The organism is Aeromonas sp. sif2433 (assembly GCF_019218705.1).
GTDB classification, from domain to species: domain Bacteria; phylum Pseudomonadota; class Gammaproteobacteria; order Enterobacterales; family Aeromonadaceae; genus Aeromonas; species Aeromonas encheleia.
The window spans coordinates 128372-144767 of the sequence record NZ_JAHUXD010000010.1; the positions used below are offsets into that span (position 1 = coordinate 128372).

Consider the following 16396-nt stretch of genomic DNA (forward strand, 5'->3'; position numbering starts at 1 on the left):
TGACGAAGCCGCTAAGCCTTCATCTTCATCGACCATCAATGCCTGATAAAGCGTTGTAAACTCTCACCTTCTTGTTTCATGAGGCGGTTCCAGTCGGCCACTTGCAAGCGCACCTCCAGGACAAAATCCCCCTCCTCACTGAAACCTTCCTGCTCGATGCCTTTCAGCCGATAGAGCGCACTGCGCAATCTCGCGGCCGAGGGCGGCAACTGCAGGGTGTGATGGACCATGGATCCGGCCAGCAATTCGGTCAGGGCCGCGAACAGGTATTCGCTCCCCTCACCGGTCTGGGCCGACAGCCAGACCCGCAGTGGACGACCCTCGTCATCCCGCTCCAGGCCGGCCGGACGATCGGTCAGCTTGTCTATCTTGTTACAGATCATCAGCTGGGGACGGTCGTCCGCCTCGATCTCGGCCAAGACTGTCTGCACCGAATCGACATTCTCCTGCATCTGCTCATCGGCACAATCCACGACGTGCAGCAGCAGGTCCGCTTCGCGGGTCTCCTGCAGCGTCGCCTTGAAGGCCGCGACCAGATCATGGGGCAAGTGTCGAATAAATCCAACTGTATCCGCCAGGATCACATCACCCACATCCTGGATCACCAATTTACGCAGGGTGGGATCCAGAGTTGCGAACAATTGGTCGGCAGCATACACGCTGGCATCTGTAAGTTGGTTGAACAAAGTGGACTTTCCGGCGTTGGTATAGCCCACCAGTGAAACGGTTGGCACCTCGTTGCGGTTGCGGGCGCGACGGCCCTGCTCCCGCTGCTTCGCCACCTTGTCGAGTCGACGCAGGATCGCCTTGATGCGTTCCCGCAACAGGCGTCGGTCGGTTTCAAGCTGAGTTTCACCCGGGCCGCGCAGACCGATCCCGCCCTTCTGACGCTCGAGGTGGGTCCAGCCTCGCACCAGGCGAGTAGAAAGATGACGTAATTGGGCCAGTTCGACCTGCAACTTGCCTTCGTGGGTACGGGCGCGCTGGGCGAAGATATCCAGGATCAGGCCGGTTCTGTCCACCACCCGGCACTGGAACAGACGCTCCAGGTTGCGCTCCTGGGCAGGGGTCAGGGCATGGTTGAAGATGACCACGTCGGCACCCAGCATCTGTACCTGGGACGCGATCTCTTCAGCCTTGCCGCTACCGACAAAAAATTTGGCACTGGGAGCGCTGCGGCTGGTAGTCACCACCCCCAGCGCATTCACCCCGGCCGAGCTCACCAGCATCTTGAGCTCTTCCAGATCCTCCCGCTCACCCTCATCGCTGAAGTTGACATGTACCAGAACGGCCTGTTCACCAGCTTCGTAACGGTCAAACAAGCGCTTGCTCCTTAACGGGTCTCATGATGAAACTGAGTTGGCGAGTCGGCTCGCCGCGGGATATCACGCCTCGGCTTCACCCTGTTCTTCACCGACGGCGCCCGGGGCGGGCTGGTGATGGTTGACGGCGCGGGCCGGCACCACGGTGGAAATGGCGTGCTTGTAAACCATCTGGCTCACGGTGTTCTTCAGCAAAATGACAAACTGGTCAAACGATTCGATCTGACCCTGCAGTTTGATGCCGTTGACCAAATAAATAGAAACAGGAATCCGCTCACGGCGCAGCGCATTCAAAAACGGGTCTTGGAGAGATTGCCCCTTAGCCATCTTTCTTTTCCTTATAGTTTGTTGTTTTTAAACACCGGATATCAATATAACAACCTGATTATACAGGGAGTGTCAAGCCGCACCAGCACAGGCTAAGACCCTTGCCAGATTGCCAGACTCACCAGATTCCAACCAGGTCAGGTTGGGCCAACCGCGCAACCAGGTCATCTGACGCTTGGCCAATTGGCGGGTGGCAACAATGCCACGATAACGCATCTCATCATATCCCACTTCCCCTGCCAGGTAGTCCCACATTTGGCGGTAGCCAACGCAGCGAATTGCAGGCAGGTCGGGGGTGAGATCCCCCCGCTCAAACAGAGCGCGCACCTCTTGCTCGAAGCCGTTTTGCAGCATCAGATCGAAGCGTTGCTCGATACGTTGATGCAGCACGGCGCGATCGGAGGGCGCGATGGCAAACTGGTGCACCCGGTAGGGTAATCCTTCCCCCTGTACCTGGGTCAACTCGGTTAGCGTCTTGCCGCTGATGCGATAGACCTCCAGGGCCCGGCTCAGGCGCTGCGGGTCATTGGGGTGGATACGCGCCCCGGCGACCGGGTCGATGCGCACCAGCTCATCGTGCAGGGCCTGCCACCCGAGGCGGGCCGCCTCTTCTTCCAGCACGGCGCGGATGGCCGGGTCGGCAGGCGGCAGTGGTGAGAGCCCCTCCAGCAGCGCCTTGAAGTAGAGCATGGTGCCCCCCACCAGCAGCGGGATGCGGCCACGCCCGGCGATCTCGTCCATCTCGCGCAGGGCGTCGCGGCAAAAATCCGCCGCCGAATAACTCATGGCCGGATCCAGGATGTCGATCAGCCGATGGGGCGCCTGGGCCAGCTCGGCGGCACTCGGTTTGGCGGTGCCGATATCCATGCCGCGATAGATGAGCGCGGAATCCACGCTGATGATGTCGCAGGGCAGCGCCTGACACAGGGCGATGGCGAGATCCGTCTTGCCGGAGGCCGTCGGCCCCATCAGAAAAATTGCGTTCGGCAAGTCAGCCACGTTTAGGTTCCTCTAACACGTCTGCCCACAACAACAGGCACAGGGTGCGATAACTAGCCATTGTGTGAAGGCGTTGGCCCGGGGCGAATCAGCCGCCATGGGCAAACTCTTCCAACACGGTCGCCAACGACAGGGGGCGTACCATGCGAATGTCTGCCAGTTGGTCACTGAAATCGGTCACAAGTTCCGTCAGTAAACGACTGGCCGTTGAAAAATCATATATTTTTTCAGAGCTTATGCCCTGCTCTACCAACCATTGGCATACTACCTCGGCCAGCTGGCTGCCATCACTGTCAGATCCGCTCTCGATTAACTGCAGCAATTCGGGTAAGAGCCGCACCAGATCGGTCTGGCGCAACAGCGCCGGCACCCGAGTCAGGATCATGGTGTCGCGCCCGCCGCTTTTCAACTCCAGCCCGATGCGTTTGAGCAAACGTTCCTGCTCTTCCACCAGCGCAATCAGGTTTTTCGGCAACTTGAAGGAGACCGGCAGCAGCAAGGGTTGCGCCGCCAGCCCCTGACCCCAGGCATCCAGCAGCCAGTGGCGCAGCAGCACCCGCTCGGCCCGCACCAGGGAGAGCAGCACCAGCTGACCGTTGCGCTCCAGCAGCAGGTAGGCCTGCTCCACCAGGGTCAGGGCGCGGCAACCCTGCGGCGACGGGCTGGTCGTGGCGCCGGCGGTCGGCGTCGCCACAGCCGCGTCACCCGCCATCGGCAGGGTGGTGAGCAGGGCGCCCATGCCGCGCATCGCCTCCTGGCCGGGGGGCTCGGGCGGCTGATAGCTGCCGGCGCGAGCCGCTCCCCCTTCCCGCACCTCCCGCGTAGGCGCCGGGGCTCGATAGCTGTGCTCGGTGCCGTACCACTCAGGGCGGGGCGCCTGGCCGGGGTACTCTATCTGCGGGCTGGCTGGCAGCTCGACCTGACTCTCGGCCAGCGGCTCGGCGGCCGGGGCCTCGCGGCGCAGGGCGGTGAACAGGGCCTGGAAGATGAAGTCGTGCACCAGGCGGGCCTGGTGGAAGCGCACCTCGTGCTTGGCCGGGTGGACGTTCACATCCACCTGGTGCGGATCCAGCTCGATGTAGAGCACATAGGCGGCGAAGCGGTCGGCCGGCAGCAGCTCGTCATAGGCCTGGCGGATGGCATGATTGATCAGCTTGTCGCGCATCATGCGGCCATTGACGTAGGTGTATTGCAGATCGTTCTGCGGCCTGGCCCCCGCCGGCAGCGCCAGCCAGCCCCGAAGGCGCACGTCGCTGTGCTCGCTCTCCACCGCCAGGGCGTGGTGCATGAAGGGGGTGCCACAGACGGCGGCGAGGCGGCGCTCCTGCTCCGCCACCGTGTTGGCGGACTTGTACTGGCGCACCACCTTGCCGTTGTGGCGCAGGATCAGGGTGCAGTCGAAGCGGGAGAGCGCGATGCGGCGGATCAGCTCGTCGATGTGGGCGAACTCGGTCTTCTCGCTGCGCATGAACTTGCGCCGGGCCGGGGTGTTGAAGAAGAGATCCACCACCTCCACAGTCGTGCCCACCGGGTGGGCCGCCGGCTTGACGGTGACGTTCATCTCGCGCCCCTGCGCCTCGGCCTGCCAGGCTTCGGTCTGCTCCTGGGTGCGGGAAGTCAGGGTGAGGCGGGAGACTGAGCTGATGGAGGCGAGCGCCTCCCCCCGAAAGCCGAGGCTGTTGATCCCCTCGAGATCATCCAGGGTTGCCACCTTGGAGGTGGCGTGGCGGGAGAGCGCCAGCACCAGCTCGTCCTTGGGCACACCGCTGCCGTTGTCACGGATGCGGATGAGCTTGGCGCCGCCCTTGTCGATGTCGACCTCGATCCGGTCGGCGCCCGCATCCAGGCTGTTCTCCACCAGCTCCTTCACCACGGAGGAGGGCCGTTCCACCACCTCACCGGCGGCAATCTGGTTGGCCAGGATCGGCGGCAAAATACGGATCGGCATCGTTTACTCCTGACGTTTCATCTTGCGGGATCCAGACGCCTTCACAACGAAGGCTGGCCGCTCGACCACCTCACTGGCGGCAATCTGCTTGGCCAGAATGGGGGCCAAAATAGGGATCGCCATCGCTGGCTCCCGATCTTTATCCTTGGGGGATATAGATCACCTGCCCAATCTGGATGTCCCGCGACTTGAGTTTGTTGATCTCGACCAGCTTCGCCTGGCTCACTCCGTGCTTCTCGGCGAGACGGGAGAGGCTCTGGCCACGGGTGACCACGTGCCGGATCATCTTGGACTTGTCGTTGCTCTGCGCGCTGGTGACCGGCACGCTCGGCTCCTTGGACGCCACCGAATAGGGCTTGATCACCCCGGCGCCGGATCCGCCGCTGACGCTGCTGACCGGGGCGCCGCCGTCATTGCTGCGGCTCGGCACCGTCGCCGGCATGCGGTTGGTCACCTGCTGCTGGGGCGCGGCCGCAACCACCGCCTTTTTCGCCGCTGGTTGACTGCTCCTGGCCACTTGCTGGCCCTTGCCGGTCATCATGGGGCCCTTGGTCGGGTGGCTGCGATAGTAGTTGCGGATCCCCTCGAAGATGGCGCGCGCCAGCTGATCCTGATAACTGGCGGTGGCCAGCAGCTTCTCTTCCCCATGGTTGGAGATGAAGCCGGTCTCCACCAGCACCGAGGGGATATCTGGCGCCTTGAGCACCGCCAGGCTGGCGTGCTCCGGCGCCTTCTTGTGCAGCCGGGCGACCTTGCCCATGGAGCGCAGGATCTGGCGGCTGACGTCATAACCCTCGGCCCTGGACTTGTCCATGGAGAGATCGAGGAAGGTCTGCGCCAGATAGGGGTTGGGGTCGGATTCGGCCAATACCTTGCCTACCCCGCCCAGCAGTTCGCCCTGTTTCTCCTGCTTCTCCAGCCAGCTGCCCATCTCGCGGTTGGCGCGGTTGGTCGACAGCACCCAGACCGAGGCGCCGCGCGGCGTGGAGTTGTGGAAGCTGTCCGCATGCACCGACACCAGCAGATCGGCCTTGGCCTTGCGGGCGATCTCGGAGCGCTTGTTCAGGTCGACGAAGTAGTCACCACGGCGGGTCATCACGGCGCGCATGCCCGGCTCGCGATCGATCAGCGCCGCCAGCTTCTGCGACACCGCCAGGGTCACCCGTTTCTCGTAGGTGCGGCGCGGACCTATGGAGCCCGGATCTTCCCCGCCATGGCCCGGATCGATAGCGATCACTATGGCCTTGCCCTGTCCGCCGACCGGCGCTGCCTGGGCCGTGGTGGCACCCTTCTCTTCATAGGGCAGGTCGATCACCAGCCGGTGACCATAGGGGCCCGCCGGAGCCAGCGGGAACACCACCGGCTTGATGGTGGAGCTGAGATCCAGCACCAGACGCAGGCTGCCCTTCTCGAGGGGCGTGCTCTCGCGGATCTTGCGCACCAGCTCGCTCTTGTTCCCGATGCGAGTCAGATTGGCGGCGTTGCTCGCCCCTTTCAGGTCGATCACCAGGCGGCTCGGGCCGCTCAGGGTGAAGTAGTTGAAATTGGGGGCGCTGCTCATGTCGAGCACCACCCGGGTGTTATCCGGCGACGGCCAGACCCGCACACTCTTGAGCTGATTCGCCCAGGAGGGTAAGGCCATCAAGGAGAGGACAATAACAAGGATCAAGCGCACTGAGATGACAACCGTTCCAGAATGGCTTCGCCGATAGCAGTGCGGGCCGCTATCAGGGCCTCGCGCTGCTCGTGTACATACGTCAGGGTAATCTCCAGATCCGGGGATGGCAGCCAGCCCTCCCCTTTCTCCGGCCACTCGACCAGGCAGAGGGTATCGGCGCCGAAATAGTCCCGAATCCCCATGAACTCCAGCTCTTCCGGATCGGCAAGGCGATAGAGGTCGAAGTGGTAGACCTGCCAGCGGTCCAGCTCATAGGGTTCGACCAGGGTATAGGTTGGACTCTTAACCTTGCCTTGATGGCCGAGCCCCTGCACCCAACCGCGGGTCAGGGTGGTCTTGCCAGCCCCCAGAGAGCCGTGCAGAAATACCGTGGTCGCCTGCTGGCACGCCTGTGCCAGGCGGCCACCCAGTGCCACTGTTGCTGCCTCATCCGGCAGTGTCATCATCAACGTTTTTGCCATGTTCTTCTTGTTACTTGTTACTGTGTCGGATTGACCAGACGGCGGATCCAGGGCAGCAGATCCGATGCCAGCATGCCCCTCTCCCCCTCGGCGGCAGCCAGATCGGCCGCCTCGCCGTGGATCACGGCCCCCAGCCGGGTTGCCATGCTGGCAGACCAGCCCTGTGCCAGGAGGGCGGCGATTATACCAGATAACAGGTCACCCATGCCGCCACTGGCCATGCCGGGATTGCCTTCATCACAGAGGCTGATGCGCTGGCCGTCGCAGATGAGCGAGCCCGCCCCCTTGAGCAGCACGACGCCGCCGTAACGCCGCTGCAGCCGCGCGACGGCGGCGAAGCGATCCGCCTCGATCTCGGCTATGGTGCAGTCCAGCAGACGGGCCGCCTCCCCGGGGTGGGGCGTGAGCACCCAATTATCCTGATGACGGGGCCCCTGCGCCAGCCAATTCAATCCATCGGCGTCCAATACCAATGCCCCGTCGGCCCTGACCAGCCGCTCGTACTGGGCGCGTCCCCACTCGTCCTGACCGAGCCCGGGCCCCACCACCTTCACCTCGGCCCAGTCCTCGTCGACCCCGGCTTGCCCGCTCATCAGCTCGGGCTGCACCAGGCTGACGGCGCCATGGCTCGGGTGCTGGCACAGCCGCACCAGACCGGCCCCCGCCCGCAGGCAGGCCAGCCCCACCAGCAGTATGGCCCCCTGCATGCCCAGGTTGCCCCCCACCAGCAGGACCCTGCCGTTGCTGCCCTTGTGCGCCGAGCGTGGGCGCGGGGTCAGCAGGGACTTGAGGGCGGGGTAATCGATCCGCTCGGCGGCGGGGACAAGGCCGGCATCCGGCGTCACCCCGAGGCTGTCGCAGTCGAGCAGACCGACACCGTCCACTCCGTCGGCGGTCAGCATGCCCTGCTTGATGCCGATGAAGCTGAGGGTGCGAGTGGCGCGCACCAGGGCGCCCATGGCGCGACCGGTGTCGGCGTTGAGCCCGGAGGGCAGGTCCACCGCCAGCACGGGGGCATTCAAGCCGTTGATTGTTGCGACGATCTTTGTCATGGAAGGGGAGAGGGGGATATGGACACCGGTGCCGAGCAGTGCATCTATCACCAGATCCGGTGGCGTCAGCGACGAGAGTTCGAGCTCGTCGACCAGCTGCACGCTGCCCCCAGCGGCCAGCCATTCATCGGCGGCCCGTCTGGCATCCCCTGTCAGCAGGGCGGGGGCCCGCGCGGCGATCACCAGGGGATCGAGGCCGATCCGTCTGGCGAGGCGCGCCAGCACATAGCCGTCGCCGCCATTGTTGCCGGGGCCGACGAAGATCCACCAGTTGCCGCACTGGGGCCAGTGGTGGCTGGCGTAGCAGAGCAGGGCCGCGCCGGCCCGCGTCATCAGCTCATAGGTGTCGCACCCTTCGCGCCGGGCCCAGCGCTGCTCCAGCGTGCGGATCTGTTCGGCCCGCCACAGCGGCTGTGCTAAACTGGTGCCTTCTTTCCCGCTGATAGCATCCTCGATAACCTGTACCATGACGGCTCCCGACCTTCATCCTCTAGTGGCCCGGCTCCCCGCCTGGCGTATGACCCGGCATGACGATGCCCGGCCCTTGCCACATTATCGCCCACATATGCAGACCCTCCGCCTGCAGGCAGATGAGGCAGCATGACGGCCACCGAACTTCAGCAACTGGCCCAAGATATCAAGCTCTGGGCACGCGAGCTAGGATTTGACCAGGTCGGCATCACCGACACGGATCTCGCCGTCGAGGAGCCCAGATTGCAGGCCTGGCTGGACGCCGGCTATCACGGCAGCATGGACTACATGGCCCGCCACGGCATGATGCGGGCCAGGCCCCATGAGCTGCTGCCTGGCACCCTGCGGGTGCTGTCGGTGCGGATGAACTATCTCCCCTTCGAGGCGGGCTTTGCCGCCACCCTGCGCGATCCCACCCTGGGCTACATCAGCCGCTATGCGCTCGGCCGCGACTATCACAAGGTGCTGCGCAACCGGCTCAAGCAGCTGGGGGAGCGCATCGAGCAACGCTGCGAGACGCTAGGCTGGCGTCCCTTCGTCGACTCGGCCCCGGTGCTGGAGCGCCCGCTGGCGGCCAAGGCGGGGCTCGGCTGGGTGGGCAAGCATTCGCTGCTGCTCAACGAAGCGGCCGGCTCCTTCTTCTTCCTCGGGGAGTTGCTGGTCGACCTGCCACTGCCGATGGACGCCCCGGTGGAGAAAGAACAGTGCGGCAAGTGCGTGGCCTGCATCAACATCTGCCCCACCGGCGCCATCGTCGCGCCCTATGTGGTGGATGGCCGGCGCTGCATCTCCTACCTCACCATTGAGAGCGACGAGCCCATTCCGCTGGAGCTGCGCCCCCTGCTGGGCAATCGCATCTATGGCTGCGACGACTGCCAGCTGATCTGCCCCTGGAATCGCTATGCTGATGTGAGCCCGGAGCCCGACTTCAACCCTCGCCCCAATCTGCACCGCCCGCCCCTGCTCGACCTCTGGCAGTGGTCGGAGGCCGAGTTCTTGAAGCACACCGAGGGCAGCCCCATCCGCCGCATCGGTTATCAACGCTGGCGCCGCAACTTGGCGGTGGCGCTCGGCAACGGCCCGGCCACCGCAACGGTGAGCGACGCCCTGCAAGGGGCGCTCGGCGCGGCCGAGACCATGGTGGCCGAACATATCGAGTGGGCGCTGGCGACCCTGGCCCAACGCCAGCAGGATGACAGCAAAAAGACTCGCTTGTTGATCCGCTGCATCGAAAAAGGTCTGCCGGATCACGCCTAAGTGATCTGCCCCTTGCCGGATGCGGGTCATTTTTTCATGCTCTGCCGACGTTTGACCCTCGGCACACTAAAAAGGAACACTCTGATGCAGATGTTGGGAGTAGATATAGGGGGATCCGGGATCAAGGGCTGCCTGGTCGATACCAAGACGGGCATGCTCATCGGTGAACGTTACCGCCTGGCCACCCCGCAACCGGCTACCCCGGCCGCCATCGCCCACACCCTCAAGGCGCTGGTCGAACACTTCGAATGGAAGGGGCCCGTGGGTTGCGGCTTCCCCGCCATCATTCACAACGGCATCGCCAAGAGTGCCGCCAACATCGACAAGAGCTGGGTCGAGACCGATGCCGCCCACCTGTTTGCGGATGTGACCGGCCTGCCCTGCCACGTGCTCAACGATGCCGATGCGGCGGGCCTTGCCGAGATGCGCTTCGGCACCGGCCGGGATCGCAAGGGGGTCATCATCCTCATCACCGTCGGCACCGGCATCGGTACCGCCCTGTTCGTCAACGGCCAGCTGCTGCCGAACACCGAGCTGGGTCACCTGATGCTGGAGGGCATGGTTGCCGAGCACTACTGCTCGGACGCCGCCCGCAAGCGGGAAGATCTCTCCTGGAGCCGCTGGGGCAAGCGTTTCAACAAGTATCTGGCCAGACTGGAGTTCCTGTTCTCCCCCGACCTCTTCATCCTGGGGGGCGGCAGCGCCGCCAAGCTCGACAAGTTCATCGACAGGATCGAGACCCGGGCCCCGCTGGTCGCCGCGACCAGTCTCAATCAGGCCGGCATCATAGGGGCGGCGCTCCATGCCGTGGAGCAAGGGGGCTGAGTCTACTTCCCCTTATAGTGATCCACTTCCTATAGATGACAGAGGCCCGGCTTATGCCGGGCCTCTGTCATTGGGCGGCGGGCGATCAGCGGGGCGCCACCCCAAACCGGCCTGCTCAACCCTTCTCTCTGCTCCCGAGCCAGGATGCCGATGGACCGCCACGCCTCCCCAAGGCCCCGCCCCTGCTGGCGTGACTGGTTATTTATTGTTCTTCATCAAGGGGATGGCTCAAAAAAGAGCAGGGGACAAGGTGCCAGTATCTATGCGACCTTAAGCACGGGTGATGAAGACGGGGAGAGAGTCGGTTCTGGCGCTGGCTAACAAAACAGGCATTTAACCTGCATTAACCAGCTTATATTCGGCATTTTAAAAAAAAACGAAATCCGATATCGCCACCTGCGAAATCACCACTTTCCATAGTCATCCGGCAGGAATCCTTAGCATTTTTTTAGACGTCTAGACGTAGAAACATGCGTTGACACAGCCATCCGGACATCTTAGCATCATCCTCCATGATGGCAGAGCAACCCAGTGAAACCTCTGCCCAATTCACCCGCCTGTAGCGCCCTGTGCTTTAAGGCTGTTAGCACGGAAGAATCCATGATTAAGTTGATCGGTCTCAACAAAGTCTACGGTAAAGGCAGTGACGCCGTGCACGCCCTGCGTGACGTGAGCCTGCATGTGCCACAAGGCAAGATTTTCGGGGTGATCGGTGCCTCCGGTGCCGGCAAGAGCACCCTCATTCGTTGCGTCAACCTGCTGGAGCGCCCCACCCAGGGCCAGGTCTTTGTCGATGGCCAGGATCTGGCGGCCCTGCCCGAGCGGGATCTGACCCAGGCCCGTCGTCAGATCGGCATGATTTTCCAGCACTTCAACCTGCTCGCCTCCCGCACCGTGTTCGCCAACATTGCCTTCCCGCTGGAGCTGGCGGGCTGGAGCAAGGCGCAGATCCAGGCGAGGGTCGAGGAGCTGCTCGCCCTGGTCGGGCTGGAGGCCCGCGCCCACGCCTATCCATCCGAGCTGTCCGGTGGTCAGAAGCAGCGCGTCGCCATCGCCCGCGCCCTGGCGCCGGCCCCCAAGGTGCTGCTTTGTGACGAGGCCACCTCGGCGCTCGATCCCCAGACCACCCGCTCCATCCTGAGCCTGCTCAAGGAGATCAACCTCAAGCTGGGGCTCACCATCTTGCTCATCACCCACGAGATGGACGTGGTGAAGGGGATCTGCGACGAGGTGGCCATCATCAGCGACGGCAGCCTGATCGAGCAGGGCGAGGTGGCCTGGTTCTTCAGCAATGCCAAGACCCAGCTGGCCCGTGACTTCATCCACTCCACCATCCATCTGGAGGTACCGCAGGAGTATCAGGACAGGATGAGCCCCGAGCGGGTGGCCAACAGCTATCCGCTGGTCAAGCTCGGCTTCACCGGCAGCACGGTCGATTCGCCGTTGATCTCCGAGGTGAGCCGCCGTTTCAACATCGATATCAGCATCCTGAGTGCCGACATCGAGTACGCCGGCGGGGTCAAGTTCGGCTTCCTGCTGGCCGAGCTGTTCGGGGACGAGGCCCAGTGCGAGGCCACCCAGCAGTTCTTCATCGACAACCACATTCAGCTGGAGGTTATGGGCTATGTCCGAAGCAATGATTAATCTGCTGTTCACGGCCCTCGGCGACACCCTGATCATGGTGTTTGCCTCCGCCCTGTTTGGCTGCCTGCTCGGGCTGCCGCTCGGCGTGGCACTGCACGTGACCAAGGCCGGCCAGATCCTGGCCAACCCGCTGCTGAACAAGACGCTCGGCATCATAGTCAACGTCGGCCGCTCTGTGCCCTTCATCATACTGCTGGTCGCCATCATTCCGCTGACCCGGCTGATCGTCGGCACCAGCATCGGCACCATAGCCGCCATAGTGCCGCTGACCGTCGGTTGCATCCCCTTCATCGCCCGTCTGGTGGAAGGGGCGCTGATGGAGGTGCCGGACGGCCTGCTCGAGGCCGCCAAGGCCATGGGTGCCAAACCCTTGCAAATCATCGCCAAGGTGCTGCTGCCAGAGGCCCTGCCCGGGATCCTCAACAGCATCATCATCACGCTCGTCACGCTCGTGAACTACTCCGCCATGGCCGGTGCCATCGGTGGTGGTGGTCTGGGGGATGTGGGTATTCGCTACGGTTACCAGCGCTTCGATCCAACCGTCATGCTGGTCACCGTGGTCATTCTGGTAGTGCTGGTTCAACTCATCCAGAGCGCGGGTGAGCGCCTGGTCAAACAATGTGATCATCGTTAATAGTCGATTTCTGACAGGAGGTTTTTATGAAATTGGGCATTAAATCCGCTGCGGCAGCGCTGCTGGCAACTCTGGTACTGGTCGGCTGCGGCCAGAAAGAAGAGAACAAGACCCTGAAGGTCGGCGCCATCGCCGGCCCCGAGACCGAGCTGGTCGAGACCGCGGCCAAGGTGGCCAAGGAGAAATACGGTCTGAACGTCGAGATCGTCACCTTCTCTGACTACGTCACCCCCAACGTGGCCCTGAATGATGGCAGCGTCGACGTCAACGCCTTCCAGCACAAACCCTATCTGGATGCGCAGATCCGTGATCGCGGCTTCAAGCTGGTGCCGGTTGGCAACACCTTCGTCTACCCGATCGCCGGTTACTCCAAGAAGATCAAGGCTCTGAGCGAGCTCAAGGACGGTGCCCAGATCGCGGTGCCGAACGATCCGACCAACCTGGGTCGCTCCCTGATCCTGCTGGAGAAGCAGGGCCTGCTGAAGCTGAAGGAAGGCGCCGGTCTGGAAGCGACCGTGCTGGACATCGCCAGCAACCCGCGCAACTTCAAGATCGTCGAGCTGGAAGCCGCTCAGCTGCCCCGCTCCCTGGAAGATGTTGATCTCTCCATCATCAACAACACCTTCGCCGGTCAGATTGGCCTGACCCCGACCGAGAACGGCCTGTTTGTCGAAGACAAGGAGTCCCCCTACGTCAACCTGATCGTCGCTCGTGAAAACAACAAGGACGAAGAGAAGGTCAAGCAGTTCGTCCAGTCCTTCCAGACCGACGAGGTCTACAAGAAAGGGACCGAACTGTTCAAGGGTGGTCTGGTGAAAGGTTGGTAATCACTCACTCTGCAAAAAAGGCCGCGCCAAGCGTGGCCTTTTTTTTTGCCCCCGTTATCATGGGCGTCAGCACGGTAACAAACACAAAACAGAACAATGAAAAAATGGTATCTGGCCTACTGCAAGCCTAAGGAAGAAGCCCGCGCCCGCGCCCATCTGGCAGCCCAGGGTGTCGAATCCTATTACCCCATGGTGGAAATCGAGAAGCTGCGCCGCGGCAAGCGGGTACCGGTGCGTGAGCCCATGTTTCCCAACTACCTGTTCATCCACGTGGATCTCGACGAGGTCTCGCCCATCACCCTGAAGTCGACCCGCGGCATCAGCCGCATCGTTCATTTCGGCAAGGAGTGGACGGATGTCAGCAGCCAGCTGATCTATCGGCTGATGAGCCGTGACGACAGCGATGAGGCCAGGGCCAGCTATGCGCGCCTGCCGGGTCAGGGGGACAAGGTGCTTATCGAATCTGGCCCCCTTGCCGGGTTCGAGGCCATCTATCTGGAGCCGGATGGCGAGAAGCGGGCGATCCTGCTGGTCAGCCTGCTCAATCAGGAGACCAGCAGCAGCTTCGACAACCAGGCCTTCCGGCGCCTGGACTGACCCTCCCCAGACGTCTGCGGCGAGAAGCGCCCCCATTCCTGCTGGTCAGCCTGCTGAATCAGGACACCAGTAGCAGCTTCGACAACCAGGCCTTCCGGCGTCTGGACTGACACTCACCGGGCGTCTGCGGCGAGAAGCGCCCCCATTCCTGCTGGTCAGCCTGCTCAACCAGGAAACCAGCAGCAGCTTCGACAACCAGGCCTTCCGGCGCCTGGACTGACGATAAGCCGAGCCTGGGATAACAGGGTGACACGGGCAGATCAGCCTGCTCCCTCAAGAGGCTGGCAGCTGCTTTGACAACCAAGCCTTTCATCACCGGGATAAGACAGAGGCGGGCATTTGCCCGCATCTGTCTTATCCCAGCTCGAACCGGCTGATGACCGAGGTCAGGCGCCCCGTCTCCCGGCTCAGCCTGGCGACTATCTCCTCCCCCTGCTGACTGCGCTCACTGGATTGGCGGCTGAGCCCGGCGATCTCCTCGACAGTCCCGGCCACCTCCTGCGCCACCCGCGACTGCTGCTCGGTGGCGGTGGCGATGGCTCCCAACTGGCCGCAGAGATCCTGCACCAGCCGGGTCATGGTCTCCAGGGTCTCGGTCACCGACGCCACAGCGCCGTGCCCCTGCTCCACCAGCCGGGTGCCGCTGCCCACGGTGTCGGCGGTCTGCCGGGTCTGTTGCTGGATGCTGGCGATGGTCAGGTTGATCTCCGCCGTCGACTGGCTGGTGCGACTGGCGAGCTGGCGCACCTCGTCCGCCACCACGGCGAAACCACGGCCCTGCTCCCCGGCACGCGCCGCCTCTATGGCCGCGTTGAGCGCCAGCAGGTTGGTCTGCTCGGCGAGGGTGGCGATGACCTCGGTGACGCGCCCCACCTGCTCACTCTGGCGGCTCAACTGCCCCATCGCCTGGTTGGCCTCGGCAATCATGGCGGCGATCTGCTGCATGGTGGTGGTCATGCGCGTTAGGGCGTCGCCCCCCTGGCGGGCCTGTCGCTCGGTCTGGCGGGCCGCCTCGGCCGCCTCGGCAATGTTGCCCGCCACGTCCCGGGTGCTGGCCGACATCTGCTCTATGGCCGCGGCAACCGTATCGACCCGCTGATTCTGGCTCGCCAGATCCCCCACTATGATGTTGCTGGTACGGCCCACCTCGCCGCAGGCGCCTTCCACCTGCCCCACGGCACCCTGGATCTCCCCCACCAGCTGACGCAGCTGGCCCGACATCCGGTTGATGGAGCCGGTCAAGCCACCCAGCTCGTCTCGCCGCAATACCGGTAGGGGCGCGGCCGGCAACCGGCCATCCGCCACCAGACCGGCACGGGCCACCAGGCTGGCGATGTCCCGGGTCAGCCGACGGCTGAACAGCAGGGCCACCAGGGTGCCGAGCGATATGGTGCTGAGGGTGGTCAGCAGCAGGCTGTGATGGATGGTCTGGCCGGCGGCGGCCATCTGACCGGCGATCTTGTCGACCTCTGCCCGGGTGTGGGTCACCTGGGACGCCAGCTGGCCGGCGAGCCTGTCCAGAGCCGGCTCGACGTCGGTGGCCATCAGGTGATTGGCCTGATCCCAGTCGGGCGCCTGCCGCCTGGCGATCACCTGGCTGACCAGCTCGGCGAAGGGCGCCGACATCTGCTCGAACAGGGCCCAGAGCCCCTGCTCGGCCTCGGTGAACTGGCCCTGCTGCTGTTTCAGCTCGGCCACCCGCTGCAGATGAAACTGGTAGTAATCCTGGTACTTGGCCTGATACTCCTTGTCACCCGAGATGAGGAAATCCCGCAGGGCGGAGAGGGCGTTGGCGAGGCCGTTGTAGGCATCGCCCACCTGCTTGAGCAACAGGCGCCTATCGCCGGGCAACTCGGCTTGGGGGGTCGCCACCTCTTCGTTGGCGAAGGATTGCAGCTGATCGAGTGCAGCCTCGGCCAGGGGGCCCGCCTCCAGCAGCATCAGGCTATGGGCCGGCAGGTTCTCCTCGGTGTGAGCCAGGGCCCACACCTTCTCCTGCTTGCCCTTGAACGCCTCTAGGGCCCGGGTCAGGGCGGGGGTAAACGCCTGCCGCTCGATGGCCTGCCAGGCGCCGCCCCACTCCAGCTTGAGGCGCTGGGCCTGGGCCGGATCCTTGCCGAGGATCAGGTAGGCCCGCAGGGAGGAGACGGTGGCGATCAGCGCCTTCTGGCTCGCCTCATCCCGTTGCAGGGCGGGCAGGGCCTGCTCCAGCAAGGCCGACTGCGACAGCTGGATCCGGCCCAGCTGATGGTACACCAGGGCGGAGGAGAGGATGATGAGCAGATTGATAAAACAAAAGCTAAACAACAGCTTGCTTGAAATTTTCATGAACGTCCTTGTTCGACTGCGGGCAT

14 protein-coding genes and 1 pseudogene are annotated in these 16396 nt (G+C 63.5%); 7 read left to right on the forward strand and 8 right to left on the reverse strand.

Features of this window, described 5'->3' with window-relative positions:
* Positions 1–35: 35 nt before the first annotated feature.
* The 7 genes from hflX to KW825_RS15995 all read right to left on the reverse strand — a co-directional run bounded on the left by hflX (position 36) and on the right by KW825_RS15995 (position 8255).
* The gene (gene hflX / locus KW825_RS15965) at positions 36–1322 is read right to left on the reverse strand and encodes a ribosome rescue GTPase HflX (RefSeq protein ID WP_042654248.1); all 1287 of its coding nucleotides are present in this window, start codon (positions 1320–1322) and stop codon (positions 36–38) included.
* Between the two features lie 63 nt (positions 1323–1385).
* Positions 1386–1649, reverse strand: coding sequence for an RNA chaperone Hfq (gene hfq / locus KW825_RS15970; RefSeq protein WP_218329758.1), 264 nt, complete (start codon positions 1647–1649; stop codon positions 1386–1388).
* Between the two features lie 72 nt (positions 1650–1721).
* Positions 1722–2618 (reverse strand): tRNA (adenosine(37)-N6)-dimethylallyltransferase MiaA, encoded by an 897-nt coding sequence (miaA, locus tag KW825_RS15975; protein ID WP_218329794.1) that lies wholly within the window; start codon positions 2616–2618, stop codon positions 1722–1724.
* A gap of 118 nt (positions 2619–2736) precedes the next feature.
* Positions 2737–4596: a DNA mismatch repair endonuclease MutL gene (gene mutL / locus KW825_RS15980; RefSeq protein WP_218329759.1), complete on the reverse strand. Its 1860-nt coding sequence runs from the start codon at positions 4594–4596 to the stop codon at positions 2737–2739.
* 139 nt (positions 4597–4735) lie between these two features.
* Positions 4736–6238, reverse strand: a complete 1503-nt coding sequence (locus KW825_RS15985) for an N-acetylmuramoyl-L-alanine amidase (RefSeq protein WP_256353893.1) — start codon at positions 6236–6238, stop codon at positions 4736–4738.
* 23 nt (positions 6239–6261) lie between these two features.
* On the reverse strand, positions 6262–6735 hold the full coding sequence (gene tsaE / locus KW825_RS15990; RefSeq protein WP_042654252.1) for a tRNA (adenosine(37)-N6)-threonylcarbamoyltransferase complex ATPase subunit type 1 TsaE: 474 nt from the start codon (positions 6733–6735) through the stop codon (positions 6262–6264).
* A 17-nt stretch (positions 6736–6752) separates the two neighbouring features.
* Positions 6753–8255: an NAD(P)H-hydrate dehydratase gene (locus KW825_RS15995; protein ID WP_218329761.1), complete on the reverse strand. Its 1503-nt coding sequence runs from the start codon at positions 8253–8255 to the stop codon at positions 6753–6755.
* 132 nt (positions 8256–8387) lie between these two features.
* On the opposite strand from KW825_RS15995, the gene queG reads away from it, so the two are divergent.
* The 7 genes and pseudogenes from queG to KW825_RS16030 all read left to right on the forward strand — a co-directional run.
* The gene (gene queG, locus KW825_RS16000) at positions 8388–9515 is read left to right on the forward strand and encodes a tRNA epoxyqueuosine(34) reductase QueG (RefSeq protein WP_218291734.1); all 1128 of its coding nucleotides are present in this window, start codon (positions 8388–8390) and stop codon (positions 9513–9515) included.
* Positions 9516–9599: 84 nt separating this feature from the next.
* Complete coding sequence (gene ppgK, locus KW825_RS16005; protein WP_218329762.1) at positions 9600–10340, forward strand: polyphosphate--glucose phosphotransferase; 741 nt, start codon at positions 9600–9602, stop codon at positions 10338–10340.
* Between the two features lie 600 nt (positions 10341–10940).
* On the forward strand, positions 10941–11984 hold the full coding sequence (gene metN / locus KW825_RS16010) for a methionine ABC transporter ATP-binding protein MetN (protein ID WP_042654256.1): 1044 nt from the start codon (positions 10941–10943) through the stop codon (positions 11982–11984).
* Positions 11965–12618 (forward strand): methionine ABC transporter permease, encoded by a 654-nt coding sequence (locus tag KW825_RS16015; protein WP_218291732.1) that lies wholly within the window; start codon positions 11965–11967, stop codon positions 12616–12618. Before metN ends, KW825_RS16015 begins: the two co-directional genes overlap by 20 nt.
* Before the next feature lie 26 nt (positions 12619–12644).
* Positions 12645–13445 (forward strand): methionine ABC transporter substrate-binding lipoprotein MetQ, encoded by an 801-nt coding sequence (metQ, locus tag KW825_RS16020; RefSeq protein ID WP_033128759.1) that lies wholly within the window; start codon positions 12645–12647, stop codon positions 13443–13445.
* A gap of 96 nt (positions 13446–13541) precedes the next feature.
* Positions 13542–14042: a transcription/translation regulatory transformer protein RfaH gene (rfaH, locus tag KW825_RS16025; RefSeq protein ID WP_218329763.1), complete on the forward strand. Its 501-nt coding sequence runs from the start codon at positions 13542–13544 to the stop codon at positions 14040–14042.
* 148 nt (positions 14043–14190) lie between these two features.
* A pseudogene (locus KW825_RS16030) lies at positions 14191–14262 on the forward strand (transcription/translation regulatory transformer protein RfaH); the annotation flags it as partial.
* Positions 14263–14396: 134 nt separating this feature from the next.
* On the opposite strand, the gene KW825_RS16035 reads toward KW825_RS16030, so the two are convergent.
* The gene (locus KW825_RS16035) at positions 14397–16370 is read right to left on the reverse strand and encodes a methyl-accepting chemotaxis protein (RefSeq protein ID WP_218329764.1); all 1974 of its coding nucleotides are present in this window, start codon (positions 16368–16370) and stop codon (positions 14397–14399) included.
* Positions 16371–16396: the final 26 nt, after the last annotated feature.

What these genes read in the sequence shown, in the direction of transcription:
- KW825_RS16015 (WP_218291732.1), top strand. Translation starts at nt 11,965, where the DNA reads ATGTCCGAAGCAATGATTAATCTGCTGTTCACGGCCCTCGGCGACACC.
- ppgK (WP_218329762.1), top strand. Translation starts at nt 9,600, where the DNA reads ATGCAGATGTTGGGAGTAGATATAGGGGGATCCGGGATCAAGGGCTGC.
- rfaH (WP_218329763.1), top strand. Translation starts at nt 13,542, where the DNA reads ATGAAAAAATGGTATCTGGCCTACTGCAAGCCTAAGGAAGAAGCCCGC.
- miaA (WP_218329794.1), bottom strand. Translation starts at nt 2,618, where the DNA reads ATGGGGCCGACGGCCTCCGGCAAGACGGATCTCGCCATCGCCCTGTGT.
- hfq (WP_218329758.1), bottom strand. Translation starts at nt 1,649, where the DNA reads ATGGCTAAGGGGCAATCTCTCCAAGACCCGTTTTTGAATGCGCTGCGC.
- KW825_RS15995 (WP_218329761.1), bottom strand. Translation starts at nt 8,255, where the DNA reads ATGGTACAGGTTATCGAGGATGCTATCAGCGGGAAAGAAGGCACCAGT.
- tsaE (WP_042654252.1), bottom strand. Translation starts at nt 6,735, where the DNA reads ATGGCAAAAACGTTGATGATGACACTGCCGGATGAGGCAGCAACAGTG.
- metQ (WP_033128759.1), top strand. Translation starts at nt 12,645, where the DNA reads ATGAAATTGGGCATTAAATCCGCTGCGGCAGCGCTGCTGGCAACTCTG.
- mutL (WP_218329759.1), bottom strand. Translation starts at nt 4,596, where the DNA reads ATGCCGATCCGTATTTTGCCGCCGATCCTGGCCAACCAGATTGCCGCC.
- KW825_RS16035 (WP_218329764.1), bottom strand. Translation starts at nt 16,370, where the DNA reads ATGAAAATTTCAAGCAAGCTGTTGTTTAGCTTTTGTTTTATCAATCTG.
- metN (WP_042654256.1), top strand. Translation starts at nt 10,941, where the DNA reads ATGATTAAGTTGATCGGTCTCAACAAAGTCTACGGTAAAGGCAGTGAC.
- KW825_RS15985 (WP_256353893.1), bottom strand. Translation starts at nt 6,238, where the DNA reads ATGGCCTTACCCTCCTGGGCGAATCAGCTCAAGAGTGTGCGGGTCTGG.
- queG (WP_218291734.1), top strand. Translation starts at nt 8,388, where the DNA reads ATGACGGCCACCGAACTTCAGCAACTGGCCCAAGATATCAAGCTCTGG.